Origin of the sequence: Francisella opportunistica, from assembly GCF_003347135.1 — a bacterium.
Taxonomy (GTDB): Bacteria; Pseudomonadota; Gammaproteobacteria; order Francisellales; family Francisellaceae; genus Francisella; species Francisella opportunistica.
The window spans coordinates 546264-564925 of record NZ_CP022377.1; the positions used below are offsets into that span (position 1 = coordinate 546264).

Here is an 18662-nt window from a genome sequence, read left to right on the forward strand (position 1 = left end):
GTATATAATTATCTATTGGTAAACTGTTCCTTTGTGCGGTTTGCTCGGTGTTAATTTAATCAAGACAAATGGAGTAAATTTATGTTAACAACTCAAGACAAACAAAAAATAATTAAAGAAAATCAATTAGCAGAGGGTGATACTGGGTCACCAGAAGTGCAAGTAGCTCTTTTAACTGCTAGAATTAATGATTTACAAGGTCATTTTGAGACTCACAAAAAAGACAATCATTCAAGAAGAGGACTTTTAAGATTAGTAAGTCAACGCCGTAAGTTGTTAGACTATTTACATGATAAAGATGTTGAAAGATACCGTAGTCTAATCAAGAAATTAAATATACGTAGATAATAAATTTCATCTTAATCGTTCTTACGTCATTAAATTCAAAAAATAAGGTTAAACTGTGAAAATATATAGAGAAGTCTTTGAACTAGGTAACAAAGAAATAGTTCTTGAAACAGGTGGTATGGCACGTCAAGCAGATGGGTCAGTGACTGTAAGTTGTGGGAATAATATTGTATTAGTAACTACAGTGGTTAAAAAATCAGTAGCTGATGGTGCTGATTTTTTTCCTTTATCGGTACATTATTTAGAGAAAACTTACGCTGCTGGCAAAATACCTGGCGGTTTCTTAAGAAGAGAAGGTAGACCTTCCGAAGAACAGATTCTTATTTCTAGGTTAATAGATAGATCTATAAGACCATCATTCCCAGATGGATTTTTTAATGAGATTCAAATCGTTGCCACAGTTTTATCTTATGATGGTGCCTTTTCACCTGATATGTTAGCTTTGATAGGTGCTTCGGCCTCTTTAGCAATATCTGGAGCACCTTACGATGATGTTATTGCTGGTGTAAGGGTAGGTTATACAAATGGTAAATACATTCTTAACCCAAATAAGCAGGATTTGAAAGATTCAGACTTGGATCTAGTCGTGTCTGGAACTGATGATGCTATTTTGATGGTTGAGTCTGAGGCTAATAGTCTGCCAGAGTCTGTTATGCTTGGTGGAATTTTATATGCTCACAAGCATCTAAAAACTATTATTAACTCTATTAGTAGACTTGCCAAAGTAGCATCTAAGCCTCGTATGGAATACTCTATATATCAAATTAACAAGTTTCTTAAATCACAAATTAAGTCACAATTTTTTGGTGAAATTAAGAACGCTTATACTATAGCATCAAAGCAAGAAAGAAATCTAAAACTTAACGCAATTAGAAAGAATGTTCTAGAGTATATTTTCTCTAGTGATGTTGATGGTAATGAATATAGTGACAAAGAAATTCTAGAGACTTTCCATGATATTGAAAAAGACCTTGTGAGATCAGATATCCTTGAAGGTAAGCCAAGAATAGATGGTAGATGTACTGAGACTATTCGACCTATTAATGTCAAAATAGGTGTTTTACCCGGCGTACATGGCTCTGCTTTGTTTACGCGTGGTGAAACACAAGCTTTAGTTGTAACCACTCTAGGTAGTGATAGAGATGCACAGCTTGTAGAATCTTTGGATGGTATAGAGAAATGTCGTTATATGTTGCATTATAACTTTCCGCCATATTCTGTAGGAGAATGTGGTATGGTTGGTATGGCTCCAAAGCGTCGTGAGATTGGTCATGCTAACTTAGCTAAGCGTGCAACTCAGGCAGTATTTCCTAACGAAGAAGCATACCCTTATGTTGTTAGGGTTGTCTCTGAAATTTTAGAGTCAAATGGTTCAAGCTCTATGGCGACGGTATGTGGTTCTTCTTTATCAATGATGGATGCTGGTGTGCCAATTGCTGAGCCAGTAGCAGGTATTGCTATGGGACTTATCAAAGATGGCGCTAAATACGCAGTATTATCAGATATTTTAGGTGATGAAGATCACCTAGGTGATATGGATTTTAAGGTTGCTGGTACTAGATATGGTGTTACAGCATTACAGATGGATATCAAGATTAAAGGTATCTCGAGAGAAATTCTTGAGCAAGCACTAGAGCAGGCAAGGGTTGGTAGATTACACATTCTAGGAATCATGAATGAGATAATAAAAGAACATAAAGAAGCTGTATCTGATGTTGCTCCACAAATTCATGTGATGAACATTAATCCTGCTAAGATTAAAGATGTTGTTGGCCGTGGTGGTTCTACTGTAAAAGGTATAATCGAAAAGACTGGTGCACAAATCGATACTAGTGACTCAGGTGAAGTTAAGATATTTGCTAAAGACAAAAAATCTATGGATATGGCTATAGCAATGATAGAAGAAATCGTCGCAGAAGTTGAGGAAGGACAAATTTATAAAGGCAAAATAGTTAAGCTTTTAGATTCTGGAGCTTTTGTAAACTTGCTTGGTAATCAAGATGGTTACTTACCTTTCTCTGAAATTGAACAGGCTGGTATGAAAACTAACTCTCTAATCGAAGGTCAAGGTCTAGAAGTCTTGGTACAGAATATTGATAGAGGGGGTAGAGTTAAACTTTCTCTTGTAATGAGGTAATTTTATGAGTGCAGAAGTTCAAAGTGTTGAGCCAATAAACTTTACAGAGGCTGCTTCTTTGAAAGTCAAAGAGTTGATTGAAGAAGAAGGCGACAATTCTCTTAACCTTAGAGTATATATCACAGGTGGAGGTTGTTCTGGATTTCAATATGCTTTTGCTTTTGATAATGAAGTAAAAGAAGATGATATGGTTATTACTAAGAATGGTGTTCGCCTTGTTGTTGATTCGATGAGCTTTCAGTATCTAGTTGGTGCTGATGTTGATTATAAGGACGATATTGAAGGGGCGTATTTTGTAATTAGAAATCCAAATGCCAAAACTACTTGTGGTTGTGGTTCATCTTTTTCTGTATAATACTGGTAAGTGTATTTAAATATTTGTAAATAAAAATCTTATGAAAATTGCTAACTTTGAAGTAGGGAATGGTAAGCCATTTTTCTTAATGTCTGGCCCTTGTGTTATTGAATCTGAGCAAATGGCAATGGATACTGCCGGATACCTTACTGAAGTAACTAAGGATCTTGGTATAAACTTTGTTTATAAATCATCTTTTGACAAAGCTAATCGTTCATCTATAAATAGTTTTAGAGGATTAGGTGTAGATAAAGGTCTTGAAATTTTAGCAAAGGTCAAAAAAACTTATAATATACCTATTGTTACAGATGTTCATGAAGATACACCATTTGCTGAGGTTGCTGAAGTTATTGATGTATTACAAACGCCAGCCTTTTTATGCCGTCAAACAAATTTTATCGTTGAGGTTTGTAAGCAAGGAAAACCAGTAAATATCAAAAAAGGTCAGTTTCTGGCACCTTGGGATATGCAGCATGTAGTAACAAAAGCTAAATCTACTGGTAACGAGCAGATTATGGTTTGTGAAAGAGGTGTCAGCTTTGGTTATAATAATCTAGTATCAGATATGCGTTCACTTGAGATTATGAAAGCTACAGGGTGTCCTGTAGTATTTGATGCTACGCATTCAGTGCAATTACCAGGAGGTCAAGGTAGCTCTTCTGGTGGTCAAAGAGAATTTGTACCAGTTTTATCAAAAGCAGCTATGGCAGTTGGTATAGATGGACTCTTCATGGAGACACATCCAAAACCTGATGAAGCTAAAAGTGATGGCCCTAATTCGTTCCCAATGTATAAAATAAAAGAGTTTCTAAGTTTACTAAAAGAGCTTGATCATTTAGTAAAAAGTCAACCAAAGTTAGAACTATAGGGTATAAATAATGGCTGGTAAAGGCGATGCTTTTATAATAGGTATAGTTGGTGGCTCAGGCTCTGGTAAAACATTAATTTCAAATGCTATCATTAAAAAATTAAAATCAAAACATTTAAACAAGATTGCGTTAATTTCTGAGGATAGATATTATAAAAACTGGGGTGAAATGGTTGGCTTTGAAGAGGCTTGCAAAATCAACTATGATCATCCAGATGCTTTTGATCATAAATTGCTAAGAAAAGATTTAAATAATCTAGTCCAAGGAAATGATATCTATATTCCTCATTATGATTATACTACTCACTCAAGGATTGAAGAAAAAGCAGAGAAAATTGCTGGTGGTGTAAGTGTGATTATACTTGAAGGGATTATGCTGTTTAATGATCGTAAATTATTAAAAATGATGGATTTTAAGGTATACATGGATACGCCTGCTGATTTATGTTTTATCAGACGTTTGATGCGTGATCAAAATGAAAGAGGCAGGAGTGTTGAGAGTGTTATAAACCAGTATCTAGAAACAGTGCGACCAATGCATATCAAGTTTATTGAACCATCAAAGAGAAAAGCAGATATTATAATTCCTGACGGTGCGCAAAATAAAACCGTGATTGATATAATATATAATAAAGTAAGACAATTATTGAAAAAAAATGGAGTGAAAAATGGCTAGAGTAACAGTAGAAGATTGCTTAGATAAAGTAGAAACAAGGTTTGATTTAGTAGTTTTAGCTTCTATGCGAGCAAATAAGATACTAAAAAATGGCTACTCTGAATCTATAGACAATGAGAAAAAAGAAAAAGCCACAGTTGTAGCTTTAAGAGAAATAGCTGAATCAGAAATTACCCCAGAGCAAATACTAAGAAATGAGATAGAAGGATAATTTTATCAAACTTCTAACAAATATCTTGACTTGTATCAAAAGCTCTATATAATAAGTTGCTATCGGGTGCTTAGCTCAGCTGGGAGAGCATCGCCCTTACAAGGCGAGGGTCGGGGGTTCGAACCCCTCAGCACCCACCACGATATGATAAAGCGGCTTTTTGTCGCTTTTTTTATTTCTAAATTTTAATTTTGGTTGTTTTTTGTACTAAATAATAGCTGCTTAAGATGCGGTAGAATTTCTTTAGAAGCCTAGCTAAAGAGATTATATGAAAAAAGTTTTGTTAAGCTCATTATTTTTATCATTAGGCGTTTGCTCGGTATCCTATGCAGATACTGCTAAGAATGCTTCAATATGCCCAATTGAATTGAAATATAAAACTATTGGCATGAAAGATATGTCTTTTAAATAGGCACAATATAAAGATCATATTTGTGCCGCAAAAATCCCAATCTCAAGATATACGCTATGATGTTTTTGCTAATATTGGCGGAGCATATGATGGTAAAGCTATCAATCTGAAATAATTAAAAGCCAATATGAACTTTTGTGATTAAGTTGTATTTGTGATTTGAATTAAATACAATTGTCGTAATATTTTTTTGTTGAATTATTTATGGGAAGATCTAGACGTGATAATAAGCCAAAAGAGGGAGTCTTTGAGGCAGAAATTATAGCATTAAGTCATGATGGTAGAGGTATCGCAAAAATTGATGGTAAAACTACTTTTATACCTTTTACATTACCTGGAGAGATAGTCAAATTTGAATACACCTTTACAAAAGCAAAATTTGATGAGGCAAAAGTAGTCGAGTATATAAAAAAATCTCCTAGCAGAGTTGCGCCACCATGTGGTTATTTTGAAATTTGTGGTGGTTGTAGCTTACAGCATATGTCTACAGCAGCACAACTTGAGCATAAGCAACAAACTTTACTTAATCAATTAAAATACATTGGTAACGGTGTTGAGCCACAAAGTATTTTACAACCGCTACGCACAGATAATACCGAGGGTTACCGGAATAAGGCACGTCTTGGTGTACGCTATGTTACAAAAAAAGGCAAAGTACTCGTAGGTTTTAGAGAACGCAATGGTAGATTTTTAGCTGAGGTAGATAATTGTATAGTATTAAACCCAGCGGTGGGCGAAAAAATAGCAATAATAGCTACTTTTATAAAAACACTTTCAATATATCAGCATATTGCACAGTTAGAAATAGCAATAGATGATACGCGCCCAGCAATTATTGTGCGTCATTTAGAACCGTTTGCAAATGAGGATCTTGATAAGCTAAGATTATTTGCCCAAGATAATGATTACTGGGTGTATTTACAATCAAAAGGACCTAATACTATTTTTAGATTATATCCTCAAAAAGATGTAGTTCCAGTCAAGTTAAGTTATCAACCTATTGATGGGATTAATATTGGTTTTGAGCCAAATGATTTTACCCAGGTAAATAATGATATTAATAGAAAAATGATCAAAAGAGCTATAGAACTTCTTGATATAGCAAAGCAAGATTCTATTATCGATTTATTTTGTGGCTTAGGGAATTTCACACTACCAATTTCTCAATATGCTAAAGCTGTAATTGGAGTTGAGGGTGATACTATGATGGTTCAAAGAGCTAAAGAAACTGCAGCTAATAATAACATCACAAATGCTAAGTTTTATGCAGCAAATCTTTTTGAGAGCTTTGAGGATAAAGAGTGGTTTAATAATTTTGAATACAACAAAATGCTTTTAGATCCGCCTCGGGCAGGTGCACAACAAGTTTGTAGCAATATTGAAAAATTTAATGTTGAGCGCATAGTGTATGTTTCATGTGATACTGCTACTTTAGCACGTGATGCTGGCATTTTGGTAAATGAGAAGGGTTATAGATTAGTTAGCGCAGGTGTTATGGATATGTTCCCTCATACAATGCATGTAGAGTCAATAGCTGTTTTTGAGAAGGTATAGCTATGTACATAGGTTTAGATATCGGGGGTAGTAATATCTCTGCTGGTATTTTTGATGAGAAAAAAAATCTAATTAAAACTGCAAAAGTCAAATCAAAGGGTAAGAGTGAGTCTGATATAATTTTGGGTCAGATTTTTAAAGTGATTAATAAATTACTTGATGATTCAACTAAAGATAAGATAAAAGCTATAGGTATTGGTATAGCTGGGTTTGTCGACTCAAAAAATGGTATTTTAAATTTCAGTGCTAATATCAATCTTAATGGTATAAATATCGCTCAAGAAGTCAGCCAAAAGTTTGCAGATGTACCAGTATTTCTTGAGAATGATGTTAATGTTGGCGTTATTGGTGAGTGGAAATACGGTGTTGGCCAGGGTCATGAGAATATTGTTGGTATATTTGCCGGTACTGGTATCGGTGGTGGTCTTGTGATAAATAACCAGTTTTTGTATGGGGTCACAGGTGGTGCTGGTGCTGTTGGTCATGTAACTATTAATAGCCAAGGCACTTATTGCCAGAGCTGTGGTTCACAGGGGTGTTTAGAAACTTATGCTGGTAAAGTTGGGATTGAAAACAGACTTATGAATCTACATAAAAAAGGTATAAAAAGTATTTTAATAGATTTTGTCTTAGAGAATAAAGGTAAGCTCAAAGGCTCTCATCTCAAAAAAGCATTAGCAGCTAAAGATAAAGTTGCAGAAGATATAATAACTAATGCAATGTCTCAGTTAGGGATTGCTGTAGCAAATTATATAAATCTTTTAAATCCATCAATGGTTTTATTTGGTGGTGGGGTTATCGAAGCAGTTGGACAGCAGTACTTAGATACTATCTATCAGTCATGCTCAAAATATGCTTTTAAAACAATGTTAGATGCATGTCAGCTAAAGATTGCAACTTTAGGTGATAATTCAGGTGTGTATGGTGCTATGGATATAGCAGTCAATCGATTAGAGGGAAATTGGTAATGTTTATAGGTGTTGATATTGGTGGCTCAAATATGGTTGCAGGCTTATTTGATGAAAATAAAAAACTAATTACAACTGCAAAAGTTAAATCAAAAGCTAAAGAAGAAACTGAAGTAGTTGTTGGGCAATTATTTAAAGTTATCGATAAGCTAATAACAGAAATACCAACCGATAAAAAGCTACAAGGTATTGGTATAGGAGTTGCTGGCCTTATAGATAAGAAAACATCAGTTGTGCGTAGAAGTGTCAATATCAATCTTAACGGTGTTAATTTAAAGCAGCTTATCCAAGATAAATATGTTGTTAAATCTGTGATAGATAACGATGTAAATGTTGGAATTTTAGGTGAAGCTAAGTATGGTGCAGGTGTTGGCTGTGATGATATAATTGGTGCTTTTGTAGGTACTGGTATTGGTGGTGGCTTGGTACTAAATGGCAAGTTGTATACAGGAAACAGTGGTTTGGCAGCAGAGCTAGGTCATACTATCATCAAACAAGGTGGAGCATATTGTCCAGGTTGTGGCTCACAAGGATGTTTGGAAGCTTATGCTGGTAAAGTTGGTATAGAGAAGAAAATAGAGAATTTAGCTAAGAAAAAAGTTCATAGCACTTTAATTGATCTGGTGATTGAGAATAGCGGTAAACTAAAAAGTAGTCATATCAAAAAAGCATTAGATGAGCATGATGAAATTGCCATGGATATACTTAACGAAGCTATGGAGTATTTAGGTACAGGGCTAGGAAGCGCTTTAAATATGATAAACCCATCAATGGTTATATTAGGTGGGGGTGTTATGGAAGCTATCGGTGAAAAATATCTTAGTCAGGTTAAAAAAGCAGCAATCAAAAATTCATTTGCTGATATTTATGCAGAATGTGACTTTAAACTAGCTAAGCTAGGAGACCAGGCAGGAATCTACGGAGCTATGGAGCTTGTGGCAAGTTAATCTAGTTAGGAATATGCTTATATGATTATTCAAGTTATTAATGATTTTTTTTCACAACTAGCAAACTATTTCAAGGGATTTAAAAATATAAAGCTTTCGAGTATTTTTAATGATTGGAATATTTTTGAAATACTATGGCTGGTGATTTCTGTAGCTAGCCTAGGTATTATAAGTATTTTAACGACAGAGGATTATTTAGTTGTTACTACCATAGCTACAGTTACGGGCATGCTAAATATTTTACTAGTAGCTAAAGGTAAGATTCTTAATTATCTTTTTGCATTTATTAATAATCTTACTTATGCCTATGTTTGTTATAGTCAAGGTATTTATGGGCAGTTTTTACTTTTTGCTTTTTTCTTTTTCCCTATGCAGTTTTATGGTTTATATAATTGGACAAAACCACAAAATACTAGTGAGAATAATAATATCATTACAAAAACTTTGTCAGCAAAACAAAGAGCCTATCTTGTCATAGCTATAATCATCGCAGCGTATATTTATGGGGCTTTTATCTTGAAGGGTTATTTTAACCAGCAGGTTGGTTTGGTTGCGGACTCTTTGACTGGCATAGTATCGGTTGTGGCTATTATTTTAATGGTCAAAGCATATATTGAACAATGGGTTTTATGGATTATTATAAATACTCTTTCGACAATTATTTGGTTACAACAATATTTCTCTGGTACAGGTGAAGGTATAGCATTTTTAGCTATGTGGCTTATTTATCTATTAAATGCTCTATATGGCTATATAAACTGGATAAAATTAAAAAAACATTGATTAAAATTTCTTTGCGAAACTTTCCTATAACTAGCTTAACTTAATTAATAGCTTTCTATATAATTTGCAGTATTGATTATATCTTTCTTTGGAGGTTAGAGCGATGACCGTTAGACAGACTTTATTTCTTATTATTACACCAATAATCGCAATGTGCGTATTATCATTTGGCAATGGCTTTTTTACAACTTATTCATCTATTGAGCTAGATAATCTTGGTCGCTCTAGTTTAATGATTGGTATAATTTCTGCAGCATATTTCTTTGGTATGACAGCAGGATCTTATTTTTCACAGTTTACTATAATTAGAGTAGGTTATATAAGAGCTTTTGTACTGTTTGCATCTCTTATGGCTATCAGTACACTAATAGTTGGTGTAAATAAAAGTGTCGCTGTTTGGGTATTATTTAGGTTTGTTTGTGGTTACTCATTAGCAGCTTTATTTATCATTATCGAAAGCTGGTGTATATTATCATCAGATAAGAGAAATAGAGGTTTGATTTTTTCAATATATCTGTTTGTATACTATGGTACACAAGCATTATCACAGTTGATGATAAATGTTCACTTTAGTGAGGGGATATTAGCTTATTGTTTTATATCTTCTTTGTGTAGTGTTGCGATAGTATTGATGGCTTTTACAAAAACAGTTGCACCCGTGCCAAACTCCGAAGAAATATGCTCCCCTGCTAAAATCATCAAAAAAGTTCCTCTAGCAATGGCAGCTAGTGTGATTGGTGGCTCATTGTTAGGTTCTATTTATACTTTGCTGCCTATCTTTCTTGTAAGAGTTGGAAGTGATCATGACATGATATCAGTATTAATGATGACTACAATTCTAGGAGGGATGTTATTACAAGTGCCTATAGGTAAATTATCAGATCTTACTGATAGGCGTAAAGTGATATTTCTAGCAGGGGCAGGTATTTTTATTACCTCAATGTTTATATTTGCTTTTCATACATCGTATTTTATATTTGCTGTAATTATGTTTATTTTCGGTGGTTGTGCTTTTGTGATATATCCATTATCTATATCTCATGCAAGTGATTTTCTTGATGAAAATGAGATTTTAGGAGCAATTGGTGTTTTAACAATTGCATATGGTTTAGGTTCGGTAATCAGCCCTGTGGTAATATCTAGCGTGATGTCTATTTTTGGACCATTTGGCTTTTTTATAATTACAGCATTGCTAAGTATTAGTTTATGCTTGTACTCAGTATATAGAATATCAGCACGAAAATCTGCTACAGATACAGCTACATTTACAATAGTAACTCCTGAAAGTCTTAACTTCACTGAGGCACAGGAAATCATCTCAGAGAAATCATCTGAAGAATAATTGTAGTTGCTTGCAATCATAAATGCTAATGCTCATTCTCACTAGCCATTTTTTGCTACGAAAAGTGAGAATGAGAATAGAGCACACATGTTCGAATTAAAAGTACAATACTAGAACAAAAGTAGATGATAATGAAATTATAATAAGAAATTGGATAACTATGAGGTTAAAAAATAACATAAAAATAGAACAGGTTATTGATAAGGAAGCTATAAGCTATTTAGTTAAAGATCTTTTAATACCACTACAGATTGAATTTTATTTAAAGAAAGCTATTTTATCGGTTTATGAGATAGGTGAACCTAATATAAGTTTAGATATAGCAAAAGATGCTTTATATGTAGATATAAAATCAATTCAATCTAATTTCGCAAGTAAGGGTTATTATGAAGATACCTTATGTAAATTATTAAGTACAACAAGGAAAGAAATTAAGCTGTTTTTTGATAATAAGCTTCCAAAGGAATCAAGCTTAAATATCAGACAGAAATTAGAGTCTTTTAAGATAAGGAGTTAAGAAGATGATAGATTCCGATGAGTTATTAGCTATTGGTGCTGCTTTGGTTCAGACTGTTAGATCCCAGATTAAATACTCATATAATATGAACGACAAAGGTCAGTTATTTGATGGGCTAAAAGATACAAGAATGTATACAGATTTAGATTTAAAATTCGATATACAGAGGAATGACCGGACATTAACAACTTATATAAAAAAGGCTCAAAAAGCTATAGAGTTACGAGCTGGCTTATGTGGCGAACTAGTAAAGGTTGCTTTATATGTAGCAGATATGATAAAAGTTGATATCGAGGAAACAATATATACTAGTACTATTTGCTTAAATACATCTAAATACATAAATCATGGTTTTTTAATATTACACCAGTCAGAGGAGCTACACAGAAAAAGTGATAACTATGAAATATGTGCCAAAATTGATGAAATTAAAAATATAGATTCTTTAAATAATGCTATTTTGGTAGATCCATGGATATATTGTGCCCATAAATTAGAGGATTTAGATAATTTATTAGAAACTGCAAAGAACTATAACGTTTCAGGTTACTATATCAATACAAAAAGTATTGAATTTAATTATTTTGGATATAAATCATCTATTTCATCCTTATCTAAGGATGATAGTCATACAAATAAATACTATAATATTCTAAATAATTTTTACACATACTATAAAGAACAAAAACAAAAATTACTAAATAAAGGAGATTCATTTGCTAGAGGTCGCAGATATAGCAGTGTACGAAGAAGTCTAGAATATAATATTCAACAGCAACAGCAACAGCAACAGCAACTAACTAGTTTAAGAGATTTTTTTACAAGTTTAAAAAACCAATCATCTTATTGGTACGGTCATTTTGGACATAGGGATAATAAAGGATTTTATATAAGTAATGTTATTACTTATTTAAATACTTGCATTAACAATTATTATTATCCTAGTGAGGCTAAGCTAATAGATTTATTTGAATGTATTCTCAGAATATTGCCAATTGTAAGGTCGTCTAATACTGCACCAAGAAACCTATCTATAAATACTATCGATATGACAAAGTCAGCTAAAGGACTTTTTAATCTAGCAGTCACACCGCAGGAAAAATATGCATTTGAAGAAATACCGAAACTTGACTTAAAATGGGTAAGAAATGCTCGTAATTTTAATGATAGGGGTAAATATAATATTCTTTTAACTAAAATAGCCGAGTTTACTGCCCCATATGATATAAATAAAATATTGCCTAATTTTTATACAGATAAAGGTGGATACTATGAACTAGTTAAGAAGGCAACGCCAACATAAAACACCTTCTTATTCTCACCTTTTACGAGCATCGAGAATTATATTCTCACTTTTTCAGAACAAAAAAAGTAAAAATGAGAATGAGCATTGGCATTTATGATTGCGAGCAATAACAAATAATCTTCAAATAAGTATATTAAATTGCAAAGCATACATAGCTAGCTTATAATTGATAAAGTTTTAAAAAATTGATAAAAGACTTAATTTATCTAAAGGAGTTTGTAATTATGTCATCACAAATAAAACAAGTTTTTGCTAGACAGATATTAGATTCGCGTGGTAATCCTACAGTTGAAGTAGATGTGGTTTTGGAAAGTGGTGCTTTTGGTCGTGCTGCTGTACCTTCAGGAGCTTCTACAGGTATTAGAGAAGCTCTAGAGTTAAGAGATGGTAATAAAGCTCTTTTTCTAGGTAAGAGTGTATATAAAGCTGTTGAGAATGTTAATACTAAAATAGCTCAAGCAGTTAAAGGTTTAGACGCATTAGACCAAAGATTGATTGATAAAACTATAATTGAACTAGATGGTTCTGAGAATAAGAAAAACTTAGGTGCAAATGCAATTTTAGGTGTTTCACTGGCTACTGCTAGAGCTGCAGCATCACAACTTAGAAAACCTTTTTATCGTTATCTAATGGATGTCAAAGAATATCTAATGCCAGTACCGATGATGAATGTCATTAATGGCGGTTCACATGCTGATAATAATGTTGATATGCAAGAGTTTATGATAGTTCCAGCTGGTTTTGATACATTCTCTGAGGCTCTAAGATGTGGCACAGAGGTTTTCCATACACTTAAAAAAGTACTAATTGCTGATGGTTATAGAGTAGCTGGTGTTGGTGATGAGGGTGGTTACGCTCCTGATCTACCATCAAACGAAGCAGCTATAGAAGCAATATTAAAAGCAGTTAAAGAAGCAGGTTACGAGCCTGGTAAGCATGTATTTATAGCACTAGATCCAGCAAGTAGTGAGTTCTATAAAGACGGCAAGTATGAGCTTAAGTCAGAGAATAAGTCCTTAACAAGTCAAGAAATGATCGATTACTATGCAGCATGGGTTGAAAAGTATCCGATCGTATCTATTGAGGATGGTTTAGCAGAAGAGGATTGGAAAGGTTGGAAACTGTTAACTGAAAAACTTGGTAATAAGGTGCAACTAGTTGGTGATGATTTATTTGTGACTAACCCAAGTATTCTTGCTAAGGGTATCGAAAAAGGTATTGCAAACTCAATTTTGATTAAGCTAAATCAAATTGGTACTTTGACAGAGACTTTTGAAGCTATGGCAATGGCTGGCCAAGCAGGATACACATGTGTAGTGTCACATCGTTCCGGTGAAACTTCTGACACTATTATCGCAGATTTAGCTGTAGCAACATGTTCTGGACAAATCAAAACAGGATCATTATCTAGATCTGATCGTGTAGCTAAGTATAACCAGTTACTTAGAATAGAAGAAGAATTAGGTGAAAATGCAATTTACCCTGGTATAAAAGCATTTGTATTTAATTCAGATGAAAATGCTGAAGATGATGTTCAAGAAATCATTGTAGAAGATAGTGAAACTGAGAAAGTTGTAGTTCAAGTAGAAGAATAATTGTTTCATGGATATCAAGGCTAATTCTTTTTTTTACATTTTTATCTCTGTAGTCTTGTTACTAATAGCTATACTGCAATATGATCTTTGGTTTAGTAATACAGGCCTTATCAAATATCAAGCGCTAAAAAAAGCTGTAGCTAGTCAACTAAAAGAAGTTAAGCATAAATCTCAAACTAATGCACAATTATATTCTGAGGTAGTCTCATTACGTCAAAATAGTGAGGTACTTGAAAGCTTAGCTCGTGAGAATATGGGACTAATCAAGCAAGGAGAAGTTTTTTACAGTGTCAAATAAATATGTAATTATTCCAGCTGCTGGAGTAGGTACTAGAATGCAGTTAGATATTCCTAAACAATACTATAAACTTAGTAATGGCAAGACTATTCTTGATAATACTCTAGCAAAGTTTGTTGAGAATTCTTTGTTTGATAAAATCTTCATCGCAATTAATACTGATGATAATTTTTGGAGTGATTCGTTATATTATAATCATAATAAAATAGTAGTTTGTAGTGGCGGTGAGACTAGATTTGATAGTGTTTATAATGCACTTAAGACTATCGATGAGCGTAATAGTGATGATTGGGTTTTTGTGCATGATGCTGCTAGACCTTGTATTGATTTTGATAGCATTATCAATTTATATCAGCAGACTAAAATATCGCATTCTCAGGCGGGAATCTTAGCAGTAAGAGCATTTGAGACAGTCAAGCAAGTTGCTACAAAGAGTATAATTGTCAAAACGCTTGATCGTAATAATATTTGGCTGGCTCAAACACCACAATTATCAAGGCTTGGACAGTTAGAGAAAGCTTTTGATTTTTGCTACTCAAATAACCTTGTTGATAAAGTAACTGACGAAGCTTCAGCTTTAGAAATATTTGGTATAAATCCAATAGTTGTTGAATGTTCAAAGAAAAATATCAAGATTACAACTAAAGATGATTTAGAGTATGCTAATTGGCACTTAAGCTAAGAATTTACTTTAAAAGTAAACCTATTACATAGCCAAATATAATTACTAAGCCCATTATAAATAAGATAGAGTCTAATACTACGCGCCTATAGTCTTTGCATCGAATATTTTTATAAATTATTATTACAGGTAAGACATATAGTAAAAAAGCCACCGTAGGTGCAACTAATATACCTATAATATTAAGTATTTTGAAATTACATATTGTACATATCCATAAAACTATAAATATTAGTCCAACACAAATTTTATTTATTATTGAATCAGAAACTTCGATTTTATAGATATTCCTAAAGAAATATTTAAATAGATATTTCAAAGCCTCTTTTGAACCTATATAACAGCCTATAAATGAGCTAATAATAGCTGTAAAAACTATCATTGGGGCTAAAATATTCAATAAAGTACCAGAATGTTGTTCTTGTATCAGCGTTACTATTGATAGATTATTTGCATTAGCTCTATCAAGGTCTGGTATCGTAGTGCTAAGTAAGCAAGATGTCACAAACAGTAATACAAAGATAAAAAGGATTAGCGCATTAATCTTAAGTATCTTATAGACTTTATATTTTTCTTGTGAGCGCTCAATTTTTACATAGTTACGATAAAAAATTACTAGACTAGAAATAACAGGCGAATGATTCATCGATAATATCAAAATTGGTAATACCATTAATACACCTGTGATGTAGCCAAGAGTATCAAAATGACTATCAGTTATAAACTCAAAGTTCCAATAAGGTATTATATATATCGATAGCGTTACTACTAGTATAATTAAAAATATAACTATAAGTTGCATAAATTTTAGGATTATATTGATACCTAAAGAAACTATTATCAATAAAACAGCTAGAATGCTAAAGCTAAACCATATATGCGTAGATAAATTAGTTTTTGCAATATTGTAGTTTAAAAGAAAATTACTTAGTTCACTATTTAAACCAATAGAGTACATCGGCATATTTAGAAATATTGCAAAGAAATATAGCACTACACAAGTTAAACCAAAGAACTTACCAAGGTTATGGGTAAATACATCTGTAATACCGCCATTATCCGTGCAAAGTACGATATTTGACATATTTTTATGTGAGTAATATGTCAAAGGTAAAGCAAAAATAAGTACTGTTATCAGAGCCCAGAGGCCGCTATCTCCAGCTTGAACAGGCAGATAAAGTAATCCTGCACCTATTGCTGTACCAAACAATGTAAATACCCATTGAATATCAATTTTTGTAGTATTGGGATAATTTAGTTTTTTCATCCTAGCTACTCCAATCAAGTATTACTTTACCACATTTACCACTTTTCATTATTTCAAAGCCTTTGTGATACTCATCAATATTAAGTCTATGGGTTATAATTGGATTCATATCCATACCAGCCTGAAGCATACTCGACATTAAGTACCAAGTTTCAAACATTTCTCTACCATAGATACCCTTGAGAGTTAGACCTTTAAACAATATTGCTCCCCAATCAACAGCAACATCGCCTGCAGCTATACCTAATAAAGATAACTTGCCACCATGATTCATGACATCAAGCATCATCGAAATAGCAGAATTAATACCAGACATTTCCAGACCAACATCAAATCCCTCTGTCATGCCTATATCAGACATTACTTTACGCATTTCTTTGACTAAGTCTTGTTGATTCTTAAATGGCGCAACATTTAAAGCTACAGTTGCACCAAAATCTTTGGCCATTTGTAAGCGATATTGATTAATATCTGTGATAACTATTCTACGCGCACCACAGAATCTTGCTATCTTAACAGCCATAAGGCCAATAGGTCCAGCTCCGGTTATCAATATATCTTCACCAGTTAGATTAAAAGATAGAGCTGTATGAATAGCATTACCAAGAGGATCAAAAATACTAGCAATTTCATCACTAATCGCGTCTGGCACTTTAAATACATTCACCGCTGGCATAGCTAAATATTCAGCAAAAGCTCCTTGGATGTTTACGCCAATACCAATAGTTTTTCTACAAAGATGACGTTTACCAGCTCTACAATTACGACACTGACCACATACGATGTGTCCTTCACCTGATACCCTATCACCGATAGCTATACCGGTGACACCATTACCTATAGCGACAACTTCACCAACAAACTCATGTCCTGTAATCATTGGTACAGGAATAGTTTGTTGTGACCATGTATCCCAGTTGTAAATATGCAGATCTGTACCGCAGATTGCAGTTTTTTTGATTTTAATAAGAACATCATTATGACCATATTCAGGTATTGGTGCATCGTTAATCATCCATATGCCTGGTTGTTTTTTTAATTTAGCTAATGCTTTCATTATTTTTAGATTCCTGTGATGAATATTATTGAATAATACCTAATTCTTTGGCAGCTTTTGTAAAGCCAATAACCGCCTTATCAATTTGCTCAAATGTATGAGCAGCTGACATCTGTGTTCTAATCCTTGCTTTACCCTTAGGTACAACAGGGTATGAGAAGGCAATTACATATATTCCATAGTCTAAAAGTTTTTCAGCAAATTCAGCGGCTTTTTTCTCATCATAGATCATTACAGGGATAATAGGGTGTTCACCTGGGATTAAATCAAATCCAGCAGCTGTCATTTTTGATCTAAACCTTTGTTGATTGGCTTGTAATTGCTCTCTTAGTTCATTCGAGCTTTTAGTAATTTCTAAAGCTTTAATTGAAGTCTTAGCAATTATTGGTGCAAGTGAATTTGAGAAAAGATATGGTCTAGAAAGGTTTTTAAGTAGTTCAACTACTTCTTTTTTAGCACAAACGTAGCCACCAGAAGCGCCACCTAAACCTTTACCTAAAGTACCTGTCAAAATGTCTACTCTACCTATTACATCACAGTGCTCTATTGAGCCTTTTCCATGCTTACCAACAAAACCAGCAGCATGAGAATCATCAACCATGACAATAGCGTTATATTTGTCAGCTAAATCGCAGATTGACTTAAGATCAGCAATAATACCATCCATAGAAAATACACCATCTGTAGCAATCATCTTGAATCTTGCTCCAGCTTTATCAGCTTCGATTAGTTTTGCTTCAAGATCTTGCATATCATTATTGTTGTATCTAAATCTCATTGCTTTGCAAAGCCTAACACCATCAATAATACTCGCATGGTTAAGAGAGTCACTGATAATAGCATCCTCTTTTGTAAGTAGTGTTTCAAAAAGACCGGTATTCGCATCAAAACATGAGGGGTATAAAATTGTATCTTCAAACTCAAAAAAATTACTTAATTCTCTTTCTAGTTGTTTATGGACGCTGTTAGTACCACAAATAAACCTTACTGAGGCCATACCATAACCACATTCTTCAATATGCTCTTTAGCATAAGCGACTATTTCATGGTTGTTTGCAAAACCAAGATAGTTATTAGCACAGAAATTAATTAAAGTTTCACCATTTTCTAGAATAATTATAGGCTCTTGAGGCGTTGCTATAATTCTTTCACTCTTATAAGTACCAGCTTGTTTGATTTCTTGTATTTTAGTATTTACATCTGCATAGAAACTTTTATTCATGTTTGAGCTCCTTTAAATATTTAAATTTTAAATTATTAACTTGACCAAATATAGATATTATCTAATATAGTTAGTTTTTGAAACTATTTGATATCAAATCTACAAAAAGAATAATTC

General features: G+C 33.2%; 19 protein-coding genes, 1 tRNA gene and 1 pseudogene. 18 read left to right on the forward strand and 3 right to left on the reverse strand.

What is annotated here, in order from left to right; all coding sequences use genetic code 11:
• The first annotated feature begins 81 nt into the window (after positions 1 to 81).
• The 18 genes and pseudogenes from rpsO to ispD all read left to right on the forward strand — a co-directional run bounded on the left by rpsO (position 82) and on the right by ispD (position 14999).
• The gene (gene rpsO, locus CGC45_RS02655) at positions 82 to 348 is read left to right on the forward strand and encodes a 30S ribosomal protein S15 (protein WP_014547865.1); all 267 of its coding nucleotides are present in this window, start codon (positions 82 to 84) and stop codon (positions 346 to 348) included.
• Positions 349 to 403: 55 nt separating this feature from the next.
• On the forward strand, positions 404 to 2485 hold the full coding sequence (gene pnp, locus CGC45_RS02660) for a polyribonucleotide nucleotidyltransferase (RefSeq protein ID WP_071628836.1): 2082 nt from the start codon (positions 404 to 406) through the stop codon (positions 2483 to 2485).
• Positions 2486 to 2489: 4 nt separating this feature from the next.
• Entirely contained in the window at positions 2490 to 2840 is a 351-nt protein-coding gene (gene erpA / locus CGC45_RS02665) for an iron-sulfur cluster insertion protein ErpA (protein WP_071628837.1), read from the forward strand.
• 40 nt (positions 2841 to 2880) lie between these two features.
• The gene (gene kdsA, locus CGC45_RS02670; RefSeq protein ID WP_071628838.1) at positions 2881 to 3708 is read left to right on the forward strand and encodes a 3-deoxy-8-phosphooctulonate synthase; all 828 of its coding nucleotides are present in this window, start codon (positions 2881 to 2883) and stop codon (positions 3706 to 3708) included.
• A 10-nt stretch (positions 3709 to 3718) separates the two neighbouring features.
• Positions 3719 to 4384 carry a uridine kinase gene (gene udk / locus CGC45_RS02675; RefSeq protein WP_071628839.1) on the forward strand — a complete coding sequence of 222 codons (666 nt, stop codon included), beginning with the start codon at positions 3719 to 3721 and terminating at the stop codon, positions 4382 to 4384.
• A complete protein-coding gene (rpoZ, locus tag CGC45_RS02680) occupies positions 4377 to 4595 on the forward strand; it encodes a DNA-directed RNA polymerase subunit omega (RefSeq protein WP_071628840.1) in 219 nt (72 codons plus the stop codon). The genes udk and rpoZ overlap by 8 nt, the downstream gene beginning before the upstream one ends.
• A gap of 64 nt (positions 4596 to 4659) precedes the next feature.
• Positions 4660 to 4735, forward strand: a tRNA-Val gene (locus CGC45_RS02685).
• A 128-nt stretch (positions 4736 to 4863) separates the two neighbouring features.
• Positions 4864 to 5095, forward strand: a pseudogene (locus CGC45_RS02690) (hypothetical protein); the annotation flags it as partial.
• A 116-nt stretch (positions 5096 to 5211) separates the two neighbouring features.
• Entirely contained in the window at positions 5212 to 6561 is a 1350-nt protein-coding gene (gene rlmD / locus CGC45_RS02695) for a 23S rRNA (uracil(1939)-C(5))-methyltransferase RlmD (RefSeq protein ID WP_071628841.1), read from the forward strand.
• 2 nt (positions 6562 to 6563) lie between these two features.
• Positions 6564 to 7529 (forward strand): ROK family protein, encoded by a 966-nt coding sequence (locus CGC45_RS02700; protein WP_071628842.1) that lies wholly within the window; start codon positions 6564 to 6566, stop codon positions 7527 to 7529.
• Positions 7529 to 8476 carry an ROK family protein gene (locus tag CGC45_RS02705; RefSeq protein ID WP_071628843.1) on the forward strand — a complete coding sequence of 316 codons (948 nt, stop codon included), beginning with the start codon at positions 7529 to 7531 and terminating at the stop codon, positions 8474 to 8476. Before CGC45_RS02700 ends, CGC45_RS02705 begins: the two co-directional genes overlap by 1 nt.
• A gap of 21 nt (positions 8477 to 8497) precedes the next feature.
• Positions 8498 to 9259 carry a nicotinamide riboside transporter PnuC gene (gene pnuC / locus CGC45_RS02710; protein ID WP_084387434.1) on the forward strand — a complete coding sequence of 254 codons (762 nt, stop codon included), beginning with the start codon at positions 8498 to 8500 and terminating at the stop codon, positions 9257 to 9259.
• An 88-nt stretch (positions 9260 to 9347) separates the two neighbouring features.
• Complete coding sequence (locus tag CGC45_RS02715; RefSeq protein ID WP_114702038.1) at positions 9348 to 10601, forward strand: MFS transporter; 1254 nt, start codon at positions 9348 to 9350, stop codon at positions 10599 to 10601.
• Between the two features lie 160 nt (positions 10602 to 10761).
• Positions 10762 to 11118 (forward strand): hypothetical protein, encoded by a 357-nt coding sequence (locus tag CGC45_RS02720; protein WP_071628845.1) that lies wholly within the window; start codon positions 10762 to 10764, stop codon positions 11116 to 11118.
• 4 nt (positions 11119 to 11122) lie between these two features.
• Complete coding sequence (locus CGC45_RS02725) at positions 11123 to 12421, forward strand: hypothetical protein (RefSeq protein ID WP_071628846.1); 1299 nt, start codon at positions 11123 to 11125, stop codon at positions 12419 to 12421.
• A 227-nt stretch (positions 12422 to 12648) separates the two neighbouring features.
• The gene (gene eno, locus CGC45_RS02730; RefSeq protein WP_071628847.1) at positions 12649 to 14019 is read left to right on the forward strand and encodes a phosphopyruvate hydratase; all 1371 of its coding nucleotides are present in this window, start codon (positions 12649 to 12651) and stop codon (positions 14017 to 14019) included.
• A 7-nt stretch (positions 14020 to 14026) separates the two neighbouring features.
• The gene (locus CGC45_RS02735) at positions 14027 to 14317 is read left to right on the forward strand and encodes an FtsB family cell division protein (protein WP_071628848.1); all 291 of its coding nucleotides are present in this window, start codon (positions 14027 to 14029) and stop codon (positions 14315 to 14317) included.
• Positions 14307 to 14999 carry a 2-C-methyl-D-erythritol 4-phosphate cytidylyltransferase gene (ispD, locus tag CGC45_RS02740; RefSeq protein WP_071628849.1) on the forward strand — a complete coding sequence of 231 codons (693 nt, stop codon included), beginning with the start codon at positions 14307 to 14309 and terminating at the stop codon, positions 14997 to 14999. The genes CGC45_RS02735 and ispD overlap by 11 nt, the downstream gene beginning before the upstream one ends.
• 4 nt (positions 15000 to 15003) lie before the next feature.
• Here the strand turns inward: ispD and CGC45_RS02745 are convergent, their stop codons facing one another.
• From CGC45_RS02745 to CGC45_RS02755, 3 genes are read right to left on the reverse strand one after another with little or no spacing between them, the layout of a single operon-like run.
• Entirely contained in the window at positions 15004 to 16266 is a 1263-nt protein-coding gene (locus CGC45_RS02745) for an amino acid permease (protein ID WP_071628850.1), read from the reverse strand.
• Position 16267: 1 nt separating this feature from the next.
• Entirely contained in the window at positions 16268 to 17323 is a 1056-nt protein-coding gene (gene tdh, locus CGC45_RS02750; protein ID WP_071628851.1) for an L-threonine 3-dehydrogenase, read from the reverse strand.
• Positions 17324 to 17348: 25 nt separating this feature from the next.
• Positions 17349 to 18545 (reverse strand): glycine C-acetyltransferase, encoded by a 1197-nt coding sequence (locus CGC45_RS02755; protein WP_071628852.1) that lies wholly within the window; start codon positions 18543 to 18545, stop codon positions 17349 to 17351.
• Positions 18546 to 18662 lie beyond the last annotated feature (117 nt).